We start from the raw sequence: 19207 nt of genomic DNA, 5'->3' as shown, positions 1-19207 counted from the left end.
GAATGCAGTAAATGGCACAGGGCACTGTGAAGTGGTTCAACGCGGAGAAGGGCTTCGGCTTCATCGCGCCTGACGAGGGCAACGACGACGTGTTCGTCCACTACTCGGAGATTCAGGGCAACGGCTTCCGCACCCTCGAAGAGAACCAGCGCGTGGAGTTCGAGGTCGGCCAGGGCACCAAGGGCCCGCAGGCCACCGGCGTTCGCGCAGTCTGATTTCACTCGCCTCTCGGGGCGACTCCAGACACTTAGACACAGCACCCGGTCCCGCTTCGGCGGGGCCGGGTGTTGTGCGTTGCGGGATAGGATCATGACGTGAGCCAGATGTCGTTGTTCTCCGCAGACACCGAAGACCCGGTGATCGACGATCTCGCGGGTCTCCTTGCCGCGCAAGGGCAGTCGGTTCACACTTCGGTGGGGGCGCGCGTGTCCGTCGTCGTGCACGAGAAGTGGCGAGCCGACGAGATCGCCGCCGACATCGCGGCCACCGGCCTGGATGCGGAGACGTTGACGTCGGAGGAGGGCTCCCCGATCGCCCGCACCGAAGCCAATCCCCGAATCACCGCACTGCACCGTCGCTGGTCGTCCGGTGCGGTCAAGGCGGTCCCCGACGGGTGGACGCCGAGCCCGCGCGCCCTACGCCTGTGGGTGCTCGCATCGGGCCGCTTCGACGGCGCCCACTACATCCTCGGGCTCGACCACAGCGCGCCCGACACTCATGCGCCCCTCGCGACCGCGCTCATGCGCGTCGGCATCGCGCCGACCCTCGTCGGGGTACGCGGACAGAACCCCGCCCTGCGCGTGTCCGGCCGCAAGCGTCTCGCACGTCTCTCCGAGACCGTCGGCGGTGTCCCCCACGGTGCGCCGGAAGGTGTGTGGCCGACTGGATGAGTGAGTCGCGGGTGCGAGGATGTGTCAATGTGGCGGTATGTATGAAGAATCCGTTTCACCAGATTTCGGGGCCAGGTACACATGGACAGGCGTCCGAGCGTTCCGAGCCGATGTCAGTGAACTGTTGTTCGCCGCGTGGGCGACCGTGGCGTACCCCAACGAAGACGTGATGTGGAGCATGGGTGGACAGGGTGCGCGGGACGTGTGGTGGGACGGTGTCGGAGTAGACGTCAAGCGCGCGTTCCTAGGCGAGGTCTACGTGGGCCCAGGAGTCAAGGCGATGAGACTCGGTTTCATGGGTGCGCGTCGCGAGCGCCAAGTGCGGCTGGACAAGGGTGTCACCCATTACGCTCTCGTCTATCGGCATGACGGTGCGACGGAGACTGCCGAAGTCGGTGCCGAATCAGGTGTCACGATCACTGGTCCGGGGCAGACGCGATCTACTTTCTCCCGGCATCGGCAGTCGAGCAGTTCACACCTGAGACCTTGAAGGACGGATCTGCGGGCAAAGGGCTCAACAGATATCAGGACATCGACGTACTCGAGGAGTTCCGAGTGATGGGGCGTCGTCCGTCTCTCTGACTTGGATGACCGAACTGCCAGCTCACACCCCCGGGAACAACCAGGACCTTGTACCCGTTAGGCGGGGTGGAGTGCAGAACACCCCGTATATAAGGTACAACGGGCAGCGAACAGCGAAATTCTCAAAGAAGGGCACGGTGTGGCCACCAAAGGCAGCAGCGCATCCCCCGCCACGCGGCGACTCGTGATCGTGGAGTCCCCGACGAAGGCGCGCAAGATCCAGGGATACCTCGGCTCGAACTATGTGGTCGAGTCGTCGCGTGGACACATCCGCGATCTTCCGCGCGGCGCTGCCGACGTGCCCGCGAAGTACAAGGGGCAGCCCTGGGCACGACTCGGCGTCAACGTCGACGACCGTTTCGAGCCGCTGTACGTCGTCTCGGCGGACAAGAAGTCGACAGTGTCGGAGCTGCGTGCGCTGATGCGCGACGTCGACGAGCTCTACCTCGCGACGGACGGTGACCGCGAAGGAGAGGCCATCGCGTGGCACCTCCTCGAGACCCTGAAGCCGAAGATCCCTGTCAAGCGGATGGTGTTCCACGAGATCACCGAGTCGGCGATCCTCGCCGCCGCCGAGAACCCGCGCGAACTCGACATGCCGATGGTCGACGCCCAGGAGACTCGCCGCATCCTCGACCGCTTGTACGGCTACGAGGTGTCGCCGGTCCTGTGGAAGAAGGTCATGCCGAAGCTGTCGGCGGGCCGCGTGCAGTCGGTGGCGACGCGCATCATCGTCGAACGTGAACGCGAGCGCATGGCGTTCGTGTCGGCCGACTACTGGGACATCGCCGCGACGATGGACGCGGGCGAGAACGCCGCGCCGCGCACCTTCGCCTCGCGCCTTGTCAACATCGACGACGACCGCGTCGCCACCGGCCGCGACTTCGGCTCCGACGGCAAACTCAAGAAGGCGTCCGGCGTCACCGTCCTCGACGGAGCGCGAGCCAACGCGCTGTCCGCAGCGCTCGACGGCGCCGCGCTCACGGTCACCTCGGTCGAAGAGAAGCCGTACACGCGGCGCCCGTACGCGCCGTTCATGACGTCCACCCTCCAGCAGGAGGCGGGCCGCAAACTCCGTTTCACGTCCGACCGCACGATGCGCATCGCGCAGCGGCTGTACGAGAACGGCTACATCACCTACATGCGTACCGACTCGACGACGCTGTCGGACTCGGCGATCAACGCGGCCCGCGCGCAGGCCCGTGACCTGTACGGCGACAAGTTCGTCCACGCCACCCCGCGTCAGTACACCCGCAAGGTCAAGAACGCGCAGGAGGCGCACGAGGCGATCCGTCCCGCGGGCGAGACCTTCCGCACCCCGGGACAGGTGGCGTCGGCACTCGACACCGACGAGTTCCGCCTCTACGAACTGATCTGGCAGCGGACCGTCGCATCGCAGATGGCCGACGCCAAGGGCACCACGATGAGCCTGCGGATCGGGGGGCGTGCGTCGACCGGCGAAGAGGTCACGTTCGCGTCGTCCGGCCGCACCATCACCTTCCCCGGCTTCCTGTCGGCGTACGTCGAGACCGTCGACGACCTCGCGGGCGGTCAGGCCGACGACGCCGAGAGCCGCCTCCCGAACCTCGTCGAAGGCCAGGCGCTCACGGCCACGTCGCTCGTCGCCGACGGCCACTCCACGAATCCGCCCGCCCGGTACACCGAGGCGTCGCTGGTCAAGGTCCTCGAAGAGCTCGGCATCGGTCGCCCGTCGACGTACGCGTCGATCATCGGCACCATCCAGGACCGTGGCTACGTCATCAAGAAGGGCAATGCCCTCGTCCCCTCGTGGGTCGCGTTCGCCGTAGTGGGACTCCTCGAGAGCTACTTCAACAGCCTCGTCGACTACGACTTCACCGCCTCCCTCGAGGACGACCTCGACCAGATCGCGTCCGGCGACGAAGACCGGACCACCTGGCTCACCGAGTTCTACTTCGGTGACGAAAGCCCCGAAGCCAAGGGCGACGACGCGGCCGGCGCGATCGCGCGACTCGGCGGTCTCAAGAAGCTCGTCGGCGTGAACCTCGAAGGCATCGATGCCCGCGAAGTGAACTCGATCAAGCTGTTCGACGACTCCGAGAATCGCCCGGTGTTCGTCCGCGTCGGTCGCTACGGACCGTACCTGGAACGCAACGTCGCAGGTCCGGATGCCGAACCCGATCTGCAGCGCGCGAACCTGCCCGCCGACATGACGCCCGACGAGCTGACCCTCGCCGTCGCCGAGAAGCTCTTCGAGACGCCTCAGGACGGACGGGAACTGGGCGTCGACCCGGTGACCGGGCACCGCATCGTCGCCAAGGAGGGCCGCTTCGGCCCGTACGTCACCGAGGTCCTCCCCGACGACGAGGAGCCTGACGACGGGGAGCCTGACGACGGGGCGCCCGTCCCGACCATCCCGGCCGGACCGACCCCGCGCGACGGCGGGGATCTGCCGACCGGCGACGCCGTCGTCGCACTCGACGAGGTCCCCTCAGGCGGTGTCGCGACCGTGACGTCGACGGCGAAGAAGACCGCCAAGAAGGCGGCGAAGAAGGCTGCGCCCAAGCCGCGTACCGGTTCGTTGTTCAAGACGATGGACATCTCGACGATCACCCTCGAGGACGCGCTCAAGCTGCTGTCGTTGCCGCGCGTCGTGGGCGTCGATCCGGCGACGAACGAGGAGATCACCGCGCAGAACGGCCGCTACGGGCCGTACCTGAAGAAGGGCACCGACTCGCGGTCGCTGACCAGCGAAGCTCAGCTCTTCGATGTGACCCTCGACGAGGCGATCAAGATCTACGCCGAACCCAAACGTCGCGGACGCGCCGCGGCGGCACCGCCGCTGCGTGAACTCGGTAAGAACGACGACGTCAGCGGTGGCGCCATGGTCATCAAGGACGGTCGTTTCGGTCCCTACGTGACCGACGGCGAGACCAACGCCAGCCTTCGCAAGGGTGACGAAGTCGCCACCATCACCCCAGAGCGGGCGATGGAACTGCTCGCCGACCGTCGCGCCCGCGGCCCGGCGAAGAAGGCGGCCAAGAAGACCGCGAAGAAGACGACCGCCAAGAAGACAGCCACCAAGGCAGCGGCCAAGAAGACGACCGCCACGAAGGCCGCCGCTAAGAAAACGACCGCTAAGAAGACCGCGGCCACGAAGACGACGGCTGCGAAGAAGACCACGGCAGCCAAGAAGACGACTGCGGCGAAGAAGACCACGGCCGCGGCCAAGAAGGCTGCTCCGGAGGCTTAGGCTTCTGCCGCGGCTCTTGGTCGAAGACGCTGCGGACGACGGGTGGCCTCCATACGCTCCCTTCGTCGGCATCCGCTCCTCTCGGCTACATCCGCTCCTCTCCCGAGGTGAGCGGATGCAGCTGAGGGGAGCGGATGCAGCCGAGAGGAGCGGATGTCAGTCGTCCGCGGATGTCGGCGCGGTGACGGCGATGTCGGGGCGCGCCAGAAGTGTCTCGATTCCGCGGCCGCGGAGTTCGACGCCCTCGCCGATCGCCCAGTGGGCCGCTTCTTCCTCACCTGCGAGGAACACCGCACGCGCCGAGCCCAGCACGCGGGTCTGCTCGTCTTTCGCGAGGTCGGTGAGGCGTGCGGCCTCGTTCACGGGGTCGCCGATCACCGTGTACTCCAGGCGGGCCTGCGCGCCGATGTGCCCGGCGACGGCCTTGCCCGCGGACACTCCGATGCCCATGTCGACGTCGCCGAGCCTGCGATCGAGCTGGACGCGCAGGTCACGGGCCGCGGCGAGCGCTGCGCCCGCGAAGTCCTCCTGGTCGAGCGGTGCGCCGAAGATCGCGAGGGCGGCGTCGCCCTGGAACTTGTTGACGAAGCCTCCGTGCCTGCCGACCACTTCGACGACGATCTGGAAGAACTCGTTGAGCAGTTCCACCACCTCGCGCGGCGGGCGGTTCACGGCCAGCCGTGTCGATCCGACGATGTCGACGAACAGCACGCCGACGTAGCGTTCCTCGCCGCCGAGCTCGGTGCCGGTCTCGATCGCGCGGCGGGCGACGTCCTCGCCGACGTACCGACCGAACAGGTTGCGCAGCTCTTGGCGTTCACGGAGGTCGGCGACCATGTCGTTGAATCCGGCCTGTAGCGCGCCGAGGTCATTGCCGTCGTACACCTTCACGGCGACATTCAGGTTGCCCGCGCGGACCTGCGCCAATGCGACGCGCAACTGCTTGATGGGGTCGGTGATCGAACCGACGAGCCGCGAGATCGCGAGGAGGCCGAACACGATCGATGCGCCCGCCAGCCACAGGATGGGCCTCAGCAGACCGGTCGGGTCGGTGTCGATGAACTTGAAGTGCTCCAGGACGATCAGCGCGCCGATCACCAGCATCGGAACGGCGACGGTCACGGCCCAGAACACCGAGATCCGGGCCGTGATGCCGGGCGCGTTGGTGGAGTCGGGGTCGTTCGCCATCGCGGTGACGGTGATCGGGCGGAGAACCCGCTCGGACTGCATGAACGAGAGCACGGCGGTGACCATCGCGCCGACGAGGCTTGCGAGGGCGACCAGGATCGCGTCCTTGCCGGACGTCGTCCGCCAGTTGATGAGGGACAGGAATATCCCGCCGACGGTCCACAGGCCGAGGGTGGTCAGGGTCAGCAGCGACGGGAGTCGTAGGGCGCGCTTGCGGGCGGCCTCGTCGTCGAGCCGTGACCTGCGACGGTGCCAGACGAGGACCGGCATGCTGAGCTTCACGGTGGCGTACATGCCGACAATCACCGCGATGACCAGGTAGATCGCGAATGCGACCTGGTTGTACGCGTCGGCGTCGCCGATCGAGAAGGCGTCCGCGGGTGGCATGCCGAAGCGGAGGAACGCGAACGTGAAGAGGGCTCCGATGAGGTTGGCGCGGAGCAGGTCGAGCGCGAGAATCGGCCAGGGCGTACGTGCCAGCCAGCGCAGGGTCTGCGCAGGCTTGGCGAGTCCGAACCGTCTTGCTACCACGAGATCCTGGGTTTCCCCTCGTACCATAGAGACATCGCCTTTGAGGAGATGAGTGGCGATGAGCACGACGAGGAAGTATCGAAAGTTCGACGAGGATTTCAAGCAGGGTGCGGTCCAGTTGGTGACCGAGACCGGTAAGTCGATCGCTGAGGTCGCCCGGGATCTGGGTGTCAACGAGGGCACGCTGGGCAACTGGTGCGCCAAGGCCCGTGCCGAACGAGACGGCGGCAACACCGGCTTGAGCGAGGACGAACGGGCCGAGCTGACCCGTTTGCGCCGGGAGAATGTGGAGCTGCGGATGCAGCGTGATGTCCTCAAGCGCTCCACGGCCCTTTGGGTGGAAGAGGCGATGGGCCGGTAGCTGTGGCTACCTTCATCGCTGCTCAGAGGGCAGAGCAGCGCATCCCGCACGCCGCCTCGTGTCGGGCGCTGGGGGTGTCCCAGCCGTGGTTCTACAAGTGGCGCCACGGCGACCCCTCGGTCCGCCATGCCCGCCGCGAGAAGCTGGCCGTGGACATCAAACGGCTGTTCGCGCAGCATAACGGCACCTACGGGTCGCCGCGGATCACCGCTGACCTGCGCGATGAGGGCTGGAAGGTCAGCGTGAACACCGTGGCGGCGATCATGGGCGAGCTCGACCTGGGCGCCCGGCGCCGCAAACGCCGCAAGTCCACCACCCGGCAAGGGCGGGGCCGGTGGCGGGCACCGGACCGAATCGACCGGGACTTCGCCACCGACCGGATCAATCACAAGTGGTACGGCGACGGCACCGAAGTGCCCACTGACGAGGGCAAACTCTATCTCGACAGTGTGCTGGATATGGGCTCTCGCCGCATCGTCGGGTTCGCCATCGGGGAGCACCACGACGCCCCACTGGCCCGCGCAGCATTGCAGATGGCGATCGCCGTGCGGGGCGGCAAAGACGCCGTCAGATCGGTCATTATGCATACCGATCAAGGAAGCGAATACACCGCCGACCTCTTCCGCCAAGCGTGCGGCCGGATGGGCGTGCACCAGTCGATGGGCCGGGTCGGCTCGGCCCTGGACAACGCGGTCATCGAGAGCTGGCACTCCACCCTGGAGTTCGAGCTGCGCGAGCTCGAGCACTTCGCCACCAAAGTCCAGGCTCGTCGCGCAATCGCCGCCTGGATCGAGCAGTACAACCACGAGCGGCGCCATTCATCGATCGGAATGATCAGCCCCATCGACTACGAGCAGGCGCTGGCCACCGAGCAGAAGGAGGCGGCGTAGATGTCCGCCCCGACAGCCCCTCGACCAGCCCAGTCGCCGGCGCCAAGTTCATCAGGAAGGAGATTCTCCGCGGTCCCTCTCGGTCCCCAATCACCGACAAAGCAGGGGCCTGTCAGACAAAATCTCGTCTCTACGGTTCCAGGGGATTGACAATCCACGGTACCGGGGTGCTTGCAATTGTTAAACGGGTTGCGGATCATCTGCGTTCTGAACTGGGGTTTAGGCTGGCAGATGTGACTAATGTCTTCGATCGATTGATCGGACAGGACGCGTTGGCAGCCGATCTGCGTGCCGCGGCGACGTCTGCGCGCCTGGTCGCGGCACGCCTGGCGGAGACCGACGACGGCGCCGTGTCGATGTTCTCGGGCGACCCGGTCGACGAGCTTCCGGTCGGCGTGCGCGAGTCGATGTCGCACGCGTGGCTGTTCACGGGCCCGCCCGGCAGCGGCCGATCGGTGGCGGCGACCGCGTTCGCCGCGGCGTTGGAGTGCCAGGCGGACGAGGTCGGATGCGGCGAGTGCCGAGCCTGCACGACGGTCATGGGTGGCACACACGGCGACGTGCGGCACATCGTCCCCGACGGGCTGACGATCTCGGTGAAGCAGATCCGCGACATCGTCGCTCTGTCGGCCCGACGTCCCACGACGGGCCGCTGGCAGATCGTGGTCGTCGAAGACGCGGACAGGCTCACCGAACAGGGTGCGAATGCGCTGCTCAAGGCGGTGGAAGAGCCGCCCGAGCGGACCATCTTCCTGCTGTGCGCACCATCGGTGTCGCCCGAGGACATCGCGATCACCCTGCGATCACGGTGCAGGCACGCCCCGTTGACCGCGCCGACGAGCGAACAGATCGCGGCCGTGCTGATCGAGCGCGACGGGATCGACGAGGAGTCGGCGCGATGGGCGGCGTCGGTGTCGGGCGGGCACGTCGGACGTGCCAAGCATCTCGCCACCGATTCGTCCGCACGAGCCCAACGCGATCAGGCGTTGAGCCTCGCGCGGGCGGCGACGCGGGACTCGACGGCCTTCGCGGCCGCGGACAAGCTCGTCAAGACGGCCACCGAGGCCGCGGCGGCGATCGGCGACGAGGTGGACGCCGCGGAGACCGAAGAGCTGATGACGGCGCTCGGCGCGGGCGGAACCGGCAAGGGCACCGCGCGGCCCCCGCGCGGCACCGCGGGCGTCATCAAGGAACTCGAGAAGCGCCAGAAGTCGCGCCGCACGAGGATCATGCGCGATGTCCTCGACCGGGCGCTCGTCGACCTGGCCGCCCTGTTTCGCGACGCCCTCGCGGTGTCCCTCGGCGCGCGGGTCACCATGATGCACCCGGACAAGGAGCACGACGTCGTGACGCCCATGGCCGACTACGCGACGCCCGAGAAGCTCCTGAACTGCATAGAAGCCGTCCTCGAATGCCGCGAGGTGTTGGAGATGAACGTGAAGCCGAAGTTCGCGGTCGGCGCGATGGTCGTCAGACTCGGCGACCAGCTGAAGCGCTAGGCGTATTTCAGCTAGGCCTTCTCGGGGTCGCCGTCGTCGTGCGCGAGGGGATCGTCGCCGCCCGCGCCTTCGAGAACGGTGAGCTCGTTGTCGACCGCCGCGGAGATCTCTTCCACCTTGTGCTTGATCTTGTCGATGAACTCGGACATGGCGGGCTCCTCGTGCCGATGCGGTCGATGACTCCTCAACTATAGGTCCGTAGGATTGCAGCGTGAGTGAGCACCCGAGACCGTCGCGCGTCGACGACCTGTCGTGGGTGTTCGTCGGCGGTGTCCTGGGAACCGTGGCGCGGTGGGCGGCGGAAGAACTGTGGCCCGCGCGTGACGGTCAGTGGCCGGTCGGGACGTTCCTGGTGAACATCGTCGGCGCGTTCGTGCTCGGTGCGCTGCTCGAGGGGCTCGTCCGGCGTGGCCCCGATGTGGGACGCCGCCGCCGGTTCCGGCTCGTCGCGGGGACGGGTTTCTGCGGCGCCTTCACCACCTACAGCGCGTTCTCGCTGGAGATCTCCTTGCTCGGCAAGGGCGGCCATGTCTGGCTGGCGGTCGTGTACGCACTGGTCAGCGTGATTGTGGGCGTGGCGGCCGCCGCACTGGGCATCATCGCGGCGCGGCGGGCGGTGCGTCTGGCATGATCCCGATCCTCACGTTCCTCGCGGGCGCCGTCGGCGCGGTGCTGCGATTCGTCGTCGACGACGCGTGTCGGCGCCGGTGGCCCGCGGCTTTTCCCGGCCCCACGTTCGGAATCAACGTGACAGGTTCGTTGGCGATGGGCGTGCTCGCCGGACTCGTCATGTTCCACGGGACTCCACACGCGTGGCAGACGGTGGTCGGCACCGGCCTGCTCGGCGGCTACACGACGTTCTCGACGTCGGTCCTGGAGACTGTCCGCGCGGGCGGACGTCGCGGCCTCGTCTACGCCGCCCTCACCCTGATCGGATCGGTCGGGGCGTGCGCGGCGGGGTTGGCCGTCGCCTACGCGCTCTGAGCAGGGGCTGTGTCCCCCGCTCGATCCAACTTCGCCGCGTGAGGTCCTGATCGCCGCGCGCCCGTGATGCACTTGGCAGTCGCAGCGTTGTCGCCACACCCGAAGGAGTCGCCATGTCCACACGAATCAGAGTCGGCGCCGTCATCGGCGCGATCGGTGCGGTCGCGTCAGTGGCGTCGGGCGTCGGAACCGCCCAGGCGTGGACGACGGCGACAGGTCACCCGGCGTCCGGCATGGTCGACGGGACCACCCCGACGGTGTCGCTGACGAACACCACGGGCGACGAGTTCAACTGTGTCGTCTACCTGTACGGATACGACAAGCTGCCGAAGCTCCAGCAGATGAAGCCGCTGACGGAGAAGCTCCTGGAACTGCCGCCCGCATCCGCCGAGGCGAAAGATGCCGAGGTCAAGGCGGCGGCGTTGGCCGCGGAGATCGGCGACCCGACCGCGTTCGGAGGCCGCGCGGTCCCGATCGGGCAGACCGTCGACGTGGCCTGGTGGTCCGGGCCGACGGTCAAGGCCCCGGCGTACACGGTGCAGAGCGTGTGCACGATCGAGGGCCTCGGAACCGGCTCGATCGGCGACTACGACGTTCAAGTGTTCGGCATCGGCACCCCGCCGGACACCGGGTCGTCGGACGTCTTCGGAAGTGTCGAGGGAGTCCTCCCGGACTTCGGCGAGCTGTTCGGCTGAGTCGGCCTTTCGACTCGCAAGCTCGCTCAAGGAGCGGGAGAACCGGTCGGGGGTCAGCCCGCGGCCGGTTCCTGCGTCTTCGAGATGGTGAGCGCGGCGGCCAGCATGCGGGACTCGTAGGGATCGGCGGGGTCGAGCCCGGTCAGTTCGGCGACCCGCCGAAGGCGGTACGTGAACGTGTTCGGGTGGACGAACACCTCCTTCGCCGCGTCCTTGCGGTTGGCGCCGTGCTTGAGATGCGCCTGCAGCGACTCCAGCAGATGCGGTTGCGTGAACAGCGGTGCGACGCGGTCGGCGAGACGGTCGCGGGCCGGGCTCGGACGGGTGATCTGGTACTCCAGCAGCAGGTCGTCGAGGCTGTAGGCTCCGCTCGGCCTCCGCAGCGCGCACGCGAGGCGGGCCAGTTCGGTGCCGTCGGCGACCGATGCCGGGATGTGCTCAGGTGAGACGCCCGCGGTCAGGATCATGTGGACGTCCGCGTCGAACTCGGCGGTCAGTCGCGCGGTCATGGCCGCCCACCGTGCCGCGTCGTCGATGTCGACCGACGACTCCGGGATAAGCGCGGTGCCGACGACGCCGTCGAACACGGCGGGCGTGGTGCTCGACGTCAACTCGTCGAGGATCTGCTGCAGGAGTCGCCTCCGGCGCCGCGTGATCAGGTGCGCCGCGCTGACGGGGCTGGCGTCGACGTCCACCCGCAGCGACAGGACGAGGTAACGGTCGGCGATCGTCGTGTCCGCGCGCGCCGCGAGTCCGGCCGCCGGGCGGCCGTCGATCAGGGCTGCGCACAGTTCGCGCCGCGCTTCGCGTTCGGCGTGATAGATCGACTGCTCCACCTCGGTGTACGCCGACACCACCGACAGGGTGATGCTGCCGAGCATGTTGAGCATGCGCTTGCCGAGGTCGAGCATGTCGGCCATCTCGTCGTCTTCGGCGATCGCGGCGGCCTCGGTCAGCAGGATCTGCGCCGACTCGTGAATGCCGGTCAGCAGCATCTGCAGCGGGAGACGGTCCTCCGCGTGACGCTCGGCGACCGGACCGGCGAAGACGCGGACCTCATCGAAGGTCAGGTCGCGGCCGGTCGACACGGCCTCGAACAGCGCGTATCCGCACATGGTGATCGCGGGCAGCACGTCGGCGTTGAAATGATCGTCCGGCAGCCCGTCCGGCGTCGTCGCGGCCAGACCGCCTTCGAGGAGCTTCGCGGCTATAGAATCCCACTGCTCGCGCACACGCGTCAAGAGGGGCGGACGGTCGGTGAGTGCCTCGGTCATGCAGACATAGTGCTGCACGGAGCACCGGAAACACGCATCGGACGCCGATATTGGTTCGCACCACAAACTTCCCCCGAAACCTTCTCGCCTGGGTGCAGTGACCGGACGGTGCTCGCGTTCATACCGTTGTCCCGTGAGCATTCGACCGCCAGACGAGGACCCGTTCTATCTACCCGCTCCCGCGTTCGAGGCCAGGCGGCCCGGAGGCGTCCTCGCCGAACGTCAGGTGCTCCCGGCGGCGTTCGGGCGGGTTCCGGTGTCCGTCGACGCGTGGCAGCTCCAGTACCGGACCACCGATCTGACGGGCGCACCCGAGGCGGCGACCACCACGGTGCTCTTCCCGCGCGGAGAGTATCGCGGGCTGATGTCGTTCCAGTGCGCGATCGACGCGGTGACGCCGCGATGCGCACCGTCGTACGCACTCCGGCTCGGAGCCCGCGCGGCGGGAAGCCTGGCGCAGCTCGAACTCGGGCATGTGGTCGCCGCGCTCCGGCGCGGGTGGGTCGTGTCGATCCCGGACCACTGCGGCCCGGGCGGCAGGCTCGGCGCCGCGCGCGAACCCGGCTACCGGGTGCTCGACGGGCTCCGCGCCGCGCGCCGCTTCGGCATGGACGGCGGGACGTTCGACCTGGACATCGGGTTGTGGGGATACTCCGGCGGGGGTCTCGCGACGGCGTGGGCGGCGGAGGCGGCGGCCGACTACGCGCCGGAACTGCCGATCGTCGGGGCTGTCGCGGGGTCGCCGGTCGGTGATCCCGGCAATGCGTTGCGCAGGCTGTCCTCCGGTCGGTTCGTCGGCTTCCCGGTCATGTTCATCGCCGGTCTGCGACGCGCGTACCCGCGCCTCACGCACGTCCTCGACGAGCACATGGACGACGTCCTGCGCGCCGAACTCGACGTGGCGGACGAGCGGACCACCGTCTCGCTGCTCGTCCGACTGCAGCGGATGAACCTCGACGATCACCTGCGCGACGGCGTCGACGGCCTGCTCGCCGATCCCCGTCTGGCCGCGGTCATGGACGACATCCGGCCCGGAGCGCAGGCTCCCGCGATGCCGATGCTCATCCAGCAGGGCGTGCGCGACGAAGTGATCGCCGTCGCCGACGTCGACGCCCTCGTCGCCCGCTATCGAGCCGCGGGCGCCCGCATCGACTACCGGCGGCTGCCGTTCGGAACGCATCTGCCGCTCGAGTTCTGGACGGCTCGCGGCGCATTGGACTGGCTGCAAGAGCAGCGCGACGCGCAGGCCGAGGGCCTGCGGCACATTGGGAGAGAGGAAGTTCGTACATGACGAGGACGAAGTTGTGGGTGGCTGTGATGATCGCCGTCGCCGCCGTGACGGTGGCGGCGCCGGCGGTGCGGGCGGCGCCGAAGACGCTGCCGACGATCGGGAACACCGGCCAGGAGGGTCCTCGCCAGAACGGCTTCTGGGACGGCTACCTGTACGCGCAGGTGCACCCGAACTCCGCCCCGCCCGGCGCGAACGACTTCGGCTGCAAGCCGAAAGCGGGCGAGAACCCGGTGGTGCTGGTGCATGGAACCTATGAGGACGCGTACGACAACTGGGCCGCCGTCGCACCGGAGCTCGCAGCGTCGGGGCGCTGCGTGTTCGCGCCCAACTACGGTCGTACCGATCTGCTCGACAAGGGCGGCGCCGGCACCATCCTGCCCGCGGCCAACGGCGTCGCCAGCATCCAGCAGTCGGCGACGCAGCTCGGCGGCTACATCGACCGCGTCCGCACGGCTACCGGATCGGCGAAGGTCGACGTGGTGACGCACTCACAGGGCGGCGTCGTCGTGCGCCAGTGGATGAAGGCCGACGGCGGCGCGAACGCGTCGGACCCCGACAAGAACAAGATCGGCAAGCTCGTCATGCTCGCGCCGCCGAACCACGGCACCACGCTCGACGGCCTCGCCTGGATCGGCAGGCAGATCAACAATGCGGGCCTGGACGTGATGGGCTTCTACGCCTGGCTGTACGGAGCAGGACCCATCGACCAGTCGGTCGGATCTCCGTTCATCAAGCAGCTCAACAGTGGCCGCGTGATCTACCCCGGCGTCGAGTACACGATCCTCGCCAGCCGATACGACGAAGTCGTCACACCCTACGACTCGGCGTTCCTCCGGTACCCCGGCGTCAAGAACATCACGATCCAGAACGGCTGCGGCAAGGACTGGTCGGATCACTTGACGATGGTCTACTCGCCGTACGTCATCTCCGTCGTCAAGGGCGCCCTCGACGGCACCACCGCACCGGTCTGCAAGCAGCACGGTTGGCTGGTGTAGCCCTCACGCCGAGAACGGCACCGACAGTGGACGTCGAACGTAATTGCCTGGAGCCCAGGCGATCGCGTCGACGTCTACGTCGTAGTCGGGGCATCTCGCCAGCAGTTCGGTGAGGGCGATCGTCGCCTGCATCCGGGCCGCGGCGGCCCCGAGACAGAAGTGCGAGCCGTGGCTGAACGTGAGCAGACCGGGCGGATCGCGCCGGACGTCGAGCCGGTCGGCGTCCGGCCCGTGGACGCGTTCGTCGCGGTTGGCCGCGGCGTAGCAGAGCAGCACCTTGCGGCCTGCCGGGATCGTCACGTCGTCGAACGTCACATCGCGCGTGGTCGTCCGCGCGAGGCCCTGCACCGGCGAGGTGAGTCGGAGCAGTTCGGTGACCGCCGTGCCGATCGCGTCGGGATCGTCGAGCAGGATCCGCCGCTGATCGCGATGCTCGGTGAGCAGGGCGGACGAGCCGCCGAGCATGCCCGTCGTCGTGTCGTTGCCGCCCGCGACCATCGTGAACGCGAACGCGAGGATCGACAGCAGGTCGCTGCTGCCCGCCCCCACCAGGTGGGAGACGGTGTCGTCGCCTGGATGCTTGCGGCGATGCTCGATCAGTTCCGCGAAGTAGCCCGTCAGTTCGAGGACGGCGTCCGACGCCGACGTCATCGCCGCACCCAGATCGGCGCCGGGATTCGCGGCGACGATCGCATCGGTCCACGCGTCGAACCGCGTTCGGTCCTCCTCCGGGACGCCGAGATAGTGGGCGACGACCATGCTCGGCAACGGCTTGAACAGCTCCGCGGCGATGTCCCCACCACCGCCGGAACGCAGCCGCTCGATGCGTTCGACGACGAACTCCCGCACCAACGGCTCCAGCGTCGTCACCTGTCGCGGTGTGAACCCGCGCGACACGAGTTTCCGGAACTCGGTGTGCACCGGCGGATCCTGCATCACCAACGGCGGATTGTCGGCCAGCCCGATCTTGTCGAGCTCGCCGTAGGTGACGGTGAGGCCCTTCGCCGACGAGAACGTCTGCCAGTTCTTCGCCGCCGCCGTCACGTCCGCGTGCCGGGTGAGGACCCAGAAGTCGTCCTCCGGCCGCTTGTCCGGCACCACTCGATGCACGGGATCGTGCTCGCGCAGCCAGGCGTACATCGGAAACGGATCGCGCCACGACTCGTCGGAACGGAGAGTGTATCCCTGCTCAGTGGTGGTCATTCCGTCAACGTAAGACACATCGCCCGATCTGTCTCGGGGTTTGGCGGAGAAGGTCATTCAACGTGATGGGGCGGTCAAGCGGATTGCAGTGTCCGCAGACCCTTTGCGTGCGAGTCTGTAGCGGCACTGTCCAGCTTGACGCCGTTCGGATGCAACGCGAGGTAGTCGATGAACGTGTCGATCAGAGCCATGCTTCCCGGCCGGTTGGTTCCGGTCAGATCGTCGTCTGGCTCGGCGATCGAACATTCGCTTCGGACCACGGTGGCGGAGCGGATTGCGCCCGACGCTGATAGCACGAACACCGTGGCATATCCACCGGCCGACCGTAGTCGCTCGATCAGCTGAGAAAGCAACTCGTCGCCCAACGCGACTACTACCACACGTTCCCCTTCGTCGTTGACGACCATGTCGACGTCGGTGTCCCTGGCGACGATGCGGTCGACTGTGGTTCGGAAATCATTGAGCCGTTTGCGTCGTTCAGCGGCGTCGGCGAGGACCTGATGGACGCGCTGGTGAGAGATGTTCAATGCTGCGGCGACGTCACGCAGAGTGGTACCAGCGTCGCGCAGAGTTGTCGCGGCCACGCGCTGCGCCTCCCGCGCGGCGGCATCGGCGTCGGCAGCCGCGCCCCGAGCGGTGTGCAGTCTTTGGATGGGAGCGCTGAGCTCGGCGGGGAGTTGAATGTCGACTGCGATGTCGTCGATTGGCCGGTCGGTCATCACTTGGATGAGATCGCGCGCCATCTTCTCGACTTCACGAAGATGGGGGGCCCAAGTGTAGCGATCGACGTCGGGAACATAGATGCGCCAGCCGGTCTCGGCGCGTTCAACGATCACGGAGTGTGCGGTCACTTCTTCCACCAGTCCTTCCCCAGCTTCGCTTCGGCTTCCTTATAGATGATGATCGCCATGCTGTTGTCGATCTCGTTGTGTCGCGCTACCGGGACGCGGTATCCGTCGAGTTTGACGACTGTGTGATTGCCGCCCTCGACGGCTTCGTACGTTACGCCAGCGGCCCTGGCTCCTTGTTTGAGCATCTTGAGGATGTCCCGCCGCTTTGTCACAACCATATTCTAGTGACACTAGACAGATCAAGGCAAGCATCACTAGACGGTACTGGTAGTTGGGTGAAGGCTGGCCGTTGTGACCCGATTGCCCCATGTTGTGGCGTGCGGTGGGGTAGTCGAAACCAGAAATGCAGGTCAGACGTTGTCTGACCTGCATTTTCATGGAGCCGCCTAGGAGAATCGAACTCCTGACCTAGTCATTACGAGTGACTCGCTCTACCGACTGAGCTAAGGCGGCGTGCGGCCTGTGGCAGGCAGCGCAGATGATGCTACAGAGTGGGTGGCCTTGGGAGCAAAACGGGGTGGTCAGGTGGCGGCGGACGCGCGACGGCTGGCTTCCAGGGTGACGAGGGACGCGGCGTCGTCCGAGGTCAGGGAGATGGCGAACGACTCGGCGAGAATGGCGGGGAGTTCTTCGGCCGCCACGTTCCGTGTGAGGATCGAACCGTCGGGGCGCCGGGTGGTGACGGTGTCGCCGTCGAGAGTGACGTGCTCGTCGACGGCGAAGCGCTGGACGAACGGCCGTGTCACGAACGGGGACCGCGGCGACGTCGACACGAAGTGATTGCCCACCCGGTAGTCCGTCGGCGTCTGCGGGGTGAGGACGAACGAATGCCGCTCCACCCACTCGCCGTCGAACTGCGACAGCGTCCACCGAGTGGTGTCGAAGAGGTCGCCGACCGGCGACGACCCCAGCCGGAACCGCCACCCGTCCTGGTCCGCCTCGACGCCGTCGCGCAGTTCGATCGGTTCTAGCGGTCCTCGACCGAAGCCGACATCGCACAGATGACGGACGCCGTCGACCTCGACGATCACGAGTGCGTGCGTCGCGGGTCGTCCGGTCCAGTCGGCGCCGAGCGTGATGCGGCCGATGATCGGCGTGAACGTGAACCCGAGACGTTCCAACGCGGCCGCGAACAATCCGACGTGTTCGAAGCAGTACCCGCCGCGCGGCGAGTCGATCAGTTTCGTCTGAACCGATGCCAGGTCGAGCGGCAGGCCGCGGCCGAGAATGATCTCCAGATTCTCGAACGGGATCGACGTCGTGTGCGCGCGATGCAACGCGCGGAGGGTGTCGAGCGTCGGCGGGGGACCGTCGGCGACGCCGATCCGCCTCAGGTACGCCGACAGGTCGAGGTCGTCTCCGCTCCACAATCCCATGAGCGCCATTCTGCCCGCGACGCCCGCCGGGCGCGATCGAGTTACCGGGTCACGCCTTCCGCGCGAGCGGCGTCGGCGACGGCAGCGGCGACGGCGGGTGCCACGCGCGGATCGAGCGGGCTCGGGACGATGTGGTCGGCCGCGAGGTCGTCGCCCACCACACCGAAGATGGCCTCCGCCGCGGCGATCTTCATGCCCTCGGTGATGCGGCGCGCGTCGGCGTCGAGCGCGCCCGCGAAGACGCCGGGGAACGCGAGGACGTTGTTGATCTGATTCGGGAAGTCGCTGCGGCCCGTCGCGACCACCGCGGCGTGCTTCTTCGCGGTCTCGGGGTGGATCTCCGGATCGGGATTCGACAGCGCGAAGACGATCGCGTCGTCGTTCATCGACGCGATGAACGACTCGTCGATCAGGCCCGCGGACACGCCGAGGAACACGTCCGCGCCGTCCAGCGCCTCCGCCGCGCCGCCGGTCAGTCCCCGCGGGTTGCTCCACGCGGCCAGTTCCGACTTGAACTCGTTCAGATCGTCGCGGTGACCGCCGACGATGCCCTTCGAGTCGAGGACCACGATGTCCGGGACGCCCGCGGCACGCAGGATGTTCGCGCACGCGACGCCGGCCGCACCCGCGCCGGAGATGACGATCTTGAGCGTCGTGACGTCCTTGCCGAGGTGTGCGGTCGCGCCCTTGAGGGCGGCCAGGACGACGATCGCGGTGCCGTGCTGGTCATCGTGCATCACCGGGCAGTCGAGCGCCTCGATCACGCGGCGCTCGATCTCGAAGCAGCGTGGGGCCGAGATGTCCTCGAGGTTCACGGCGCCGAAGCTCGGGCGCAGGCGGATCAGCGTCTCGACGATCTCGTCCGGATCGGTGGTGTCGAGGACGATCGGGATCGAGTTGAGTCCGGCGAAGGTCCGGAACAACGCCGACTTCCCCTCCATGACGGGGAGCGACGCGCGCGGGCCGATGTCGCCGAGGCCCAGCACCGCGGTGCCGTCGGAGACGACGGCCACCAGACGCTTGGTCCACGTGTACTCGTCGACGAGGGAGACGTCTTTCGCGATGGCGCGCGAGACCTGCGCGACGCCCGGCGTGTACGCGATCGACAGGTCCCGCTGCGTGGCGATCGGGGACGCCAACTCGACGGACAGCTTGCCGCCCACGTGGGAGCGGAAGATCTCGTCGTCGGTGATCGGGTGGTTCGCGAGGGAGTCGGTGCTGGTCACGGGTGTTCTCCTTGACGTCGGCCCGGCGAAGGGCGCTCGAAGCGAGGTGATGCGGGATACATCGCGCAGGTCCGAACCGATTCTGTCACCGTCGTGCATTCCGCCTGGCGGCGGACCTGCGAAACGACCCGCCGACACG

The 19207-nt window shown here is 67.5% G+C and carries 19 protein-coding genes and 1 tRNA gene; 11 read left to right on the top strand and 9 right to left on the bottom strand.

From position 1 onward, the window contains the following. Positions 1 to 11 precede the first annotated feature (11 nt). From GYB83_RS09320 to topA, 3 genes are all read left to right on the top strand, one after another. Positions 12 to 215: a cold-shock protein gene (locus GYB83_RS09320; RefSeq protein ID WP_005171662.1), complete on the top strand. Its 204-nt coding sequence runs from the start codon at positions 12 to 14 to the stop codon at positions 213 to 215. A gap of 99 nt (positions 216 to 314) precedes the next feature. Beyond that, on the top strand, positions 315 to 890 hold the full coding sequence (locus GYB83_RS09315; protein ID WP_161895219.1) for a hypothetical protein: 576 nt from the start codon (positions 315 to 317) through the stop codon (positions 888 to 890). A gap of 721 nt (positions 891 to 1611) precedes the next feature. Beyond that, positions 1612 to 4704 (top strand): type I DNA topoisomerase, encoded by a 3093-nt coding sequence (topA, locus tag GYB83_RS09310; protein WP_161895218.1) that lies wholly within the window; start codon positions 1612 to 1614, stop codon positions 4702 to 4704. Positions 4705 to 4860: 156 nt separating this feature from the next. On the opposite strand, the gene GYB83_RS09305 is transcribed toward topA, so the two are convergent. Then, positions 4861 to 6423 (bottom strand): adenylate/guanylate cyclase domain-containing protein, encoded by a 1563-nt coding sequence (locus GYB83_RS09305; protein WP_161895217.1) that lies wholly within the window; start codon positions 6421 to 6423, stop codon positions 4861 to 4863. 58 nt (positions 6424 to 6481) lie between these two features. Here GYB83_RS09305 and GYB83_RS09300 point away from each other — a divergent pair, with 58 nt between their 5' ends. From GYB83_RS09300 to GYB83_RS09290, 3 genes are all read left to right on the top strand, one after another. Continuing rightward, the gene (locus GYB83_RS09300) at positions 6482 to 6784 is read left to right on the top strand and encodes a transposase (RefSeq protein ID WP_161895216.1); all 303 of its coding nucleotides are present in this window, start codon (positions 6482 to 6484) and stop codon (positions 6782 to 6784) included. Between the two features lie 2 nt (positions 6785 to 6786). After that, a complete protein-coding gene (locus tag GYB83_RS09295) occupies positions 6787 to 7674 on the top strand; it encodes an IS3 family transposase (RefSeq protein WP_161895215.1) in 888 nt (295 codons plus the stop codon). A 233-nt stretch (positions 7675 to 7907) separates the two neighbouring features. After that, on the top strand, positions 7908 to 9173 hold the full coding sequence (locus tag GYB83_RS09290) for a DNA polymerase III subunit delta' (protein WP_161895214.1): 1266 nt from the start codon (positions 7908 to 7910) through the stop codon (positions 9171 to 9173). A gap of 11 nt (positions 9174 to 9184) precedes the next feature. On the opposite strand, the gene GYB83_RS23385 is transcribed toward GYB83_RS09290, so the two are convergent. After that, the gene (locus GYB83_RS23385) at positions 9185 to 9322 is read right to left on the bottom strand and encodes a hypothetical protein (RefSeq protein ID WP_186349752.1); all 138 of its coding nucleotides are present in this window, start codon (positions 9320 to 9322) and stop codon (positions 9185 to 9187) included. Between the two features lie 62 nt (positions 9323 to 9384). Here GYB83_RS23385 and crcB point away from each other — a divergent pair, with 62 nt between their 5' ends. From crcB to GYB83_RS09275, 3 genes are all read left to right on the top strand, one after another. Continuing rightward, positions 9385 to 9804, top strand: a complete 420-nt coding sequence (gene crcB / locus GYB83_RS09285; protein WP_161895213.1) for a fluoride efflux transporter CrcB — start codon at positions 9385 to 9387, stop codon at positions 9802 to 9804. Then, a complete protein-coding gene (locus GYB83_RS09280; protein ID WP_161895212.1) occupies positions 9801 to 10157 on the top strand; it encodes a fluoride efflux transporter FluC in 357 nt (118 codons plus the stop codon). The genes crcB and GYB83_RS09280 overlap by 4 nt, the downstream gene beginning before the upstream one ends. A 113-nt stretch (positions 10158 to 10270) precedes the next feature. Beyond that, positions 10271 to 10852, top strand: coding sequence for a hypothetical protein (locus tag GYB83_RS09275; protein ID WP_161895211.1), 582 nt, complete (start codon positions 10271 to 10273; stop codon positions 10850 to 10852). A 53-nt stretch (positions 10853 to 10905) separates the two neighbouring features. On the opposite strand, the gene GYB83_RS09270 is transcribed toward GYB83_RS09275, so the two are convergent. Further along, a complete protein-coding gene (locus GYB83_RS09270; RefSeq protein WP_161895210.1) occupies positions 10906 to 12126 on the bottom strand; it encodes a PucR family transcriptional regulator in 1221 nt (406 codons plus the stop codon). Positions 12127 to 12259: 133 nt separating this feature from the next. Here GYB83_RS09270 and GYB83_RS09265 point away from each other — a divergent pair, with 133 nt between their 5' ends. Further along, entirely contained in the window at positions 12260 to 13417 is a 1158-nt protein-coding gene (locus GYB83_RS09265; RefSeq protein ID WP_161895209.1) for a lipase family protein, read from the top strand. Continuing rightward, a complete protein-coding gene (locus tag GYB83_RS09260) occupies positions 13414 to 14412 on the top strand; it encodes an esterase/lipase family protein (protein ID WP_161895208.1) in 999 nt (332 codons plus the stop codon). The genes GYB83_RS09265 and GYB83_RS09260 overlap by 4 nt, the downstream gene beginning before the upstream one ends. A 3-nt stretch (positions 14413 to 14415) precedes the next feature. On the opposite strand, the gene GYB83_RS09255 is transcribed toward GYB83_RS09260, so the two are convergent. From GYB83_RS09255 to GYB83_RS09230, 6 genes are all read right to left on the bottom strand, one after another. Then, positions 14416 to 15615: a cytochrome P450 gene (locus GYB83_RS09255; RefSeq protein ID WP_161895207.1), complete on the bottom strand. Its 1200-nt coding sequence runs from the start codon at positions 15613 to 15615 to the stop codon at positions 14416 to 14418. A gap of 74 nt (positions 15616 to 15689) precedes the next feature. Then, on the bottom strand, positions 15690 to 16475 hold the full coding sequence (locus GYB83_RS09250) for a hypothetical protein (protein WP_161895206.1): 786 nt from the start codon (positions 16473 to 16475) through the stop codon (positions 15690 to 15692). After that, entirely contained in the window at positions 16463 to 16684 is a 222-nt protein-coding gene (locus tag GYB83_RS09245) for a hypothetical protein (RefSeq protein ID WP_228461338.1), read from the bottom strand. Before GYB83_RS09245 ends, GYB83_RS09250 begins: the two co-directional genes overlap by 13 nt. A 159-nt stretch (positions 16685 to 16843) precedes the next feature. Beyond that, positions 16844 to 16919, bottom strand: a tRNA-Thr gene (locus GYB83_RS09240). Between the two features lie 68 nt (positions 16920 to 16987). Beyond that, positions 16988 to 17842 (bottom strand): arylamine N-acetyltransferase family protein, encoded by an 855-nt coding sequence (locus GYB83_RS09235; RefSeq protein ID WP_161895204.1) that lies wholly within the window; start codon positions 17840 to 17842, stop codon positions 16988 to 16990. Between the two features lie 41 nt (positions 17843 to 17883). Further along, positions 17884 to 19068, bottom strand: coding sequence for an NAD(P)-dependent malic enzyme (locus GYB83_RS09230; protein ID WP_161895203.1), 1185 nt, complete (start codon positions 19066 to 19068; stop codon positions 17884 to 17886). Positions 19069 to 19207: the final 139 nt, after the last annotated feature.

The sequence above is a fragment of the Gordonia spumicola genome, assembly GCF_009932475.1.
Lineage (GTDB): Bacteria > Actinomycetota > Actinomycetes > Mycobacteriales > Mycobacteriaceae > Gordonia > Gordonia spumicola.
The sequence above is the reverse complement of the archived record's forward strand: the minus strand, read 5'-3'. Positions and strand labels throughout refer to the sequence as shown.

What these genes read in the sequence shown, in the direction of transcription:
- GYB83_RS23385 (WP_186349752.1), bottom strand. Translation starts at nt 9,322, where the DNA reads ATGTCCGAGTTCATCGACAAGATCAAGCACAAGGTGGAAGAGATCTCC.
- GYB83_RS09270 (WP_161895210.1), bottom strand. Translation starts at nt 12,126, where the DNA reads ATGACCGAGGCACTCACCGACCGTCCGCCCCTCTTGACGCGTGTGCGC.
- GYB83_RS09245 (WP_228461338.1), bottom strand. Translation starts at nt 16,684, where the DNA reads ATGGTTGTGACAAAGCGGCGGGACATCCTCAAGATGCTCAAACAAGGA.
- GYB83_RS09255 (WP_161895207.1), bottom strand. Translation starts at nt 15,615, where the DNA reads ATGACCACCACTGAGCAGGGATACACTCTCCGTTCCGACGAGTCGTGG.
- GYB83_RS09260 (WP_161895208.1), top strand. Translation starts at nt 13,414, where the DNA reads ATGACGAGGACGAAGTTGTGGGTGGCTGTGATGATCGCCGTCGCCGCC.
- GYB83_RS09300 (WP_161895216.1), top strand. Translation starts at nt 6,482, where the DNA reads ATGAGCACGACGAGGAAGTATCGAAAGTTCGACGAGGATTTCAAGCAG.
- GYB83_RS09320 (WP_005171662.1), top strand. Translation starts at nt 12, where the DNA reads ATGGCACAGGGCACTGTGAAGTGGTTCAACGCGGAGAAGGGCTTCGGC.
- GYB83_RS09280 (WP_161895212.1), top strand. Translation starts at nt 9,801, where the DNA reads ATGATCCCGATCCTCACGTTCCTCGCGGGCGCCGTCGGCGCGGTGCTG.
- GYB83_RS09235 (WP_161895204.1), bottom strand. Translation starts at nt 17,842, where the DNA reads ATGGGATTGTGGAGCGGAGACGACCTCGACCTGTCGGCGTACCTGAGG.
- GYB83_RS09275 (WP_161895211.1), top strand. Translation starts at nt 10,271, where the DNA reads ATGTCCACACGAATCAGAGTCGGCGCCGTCATCGGCGCGATCGGTGCG.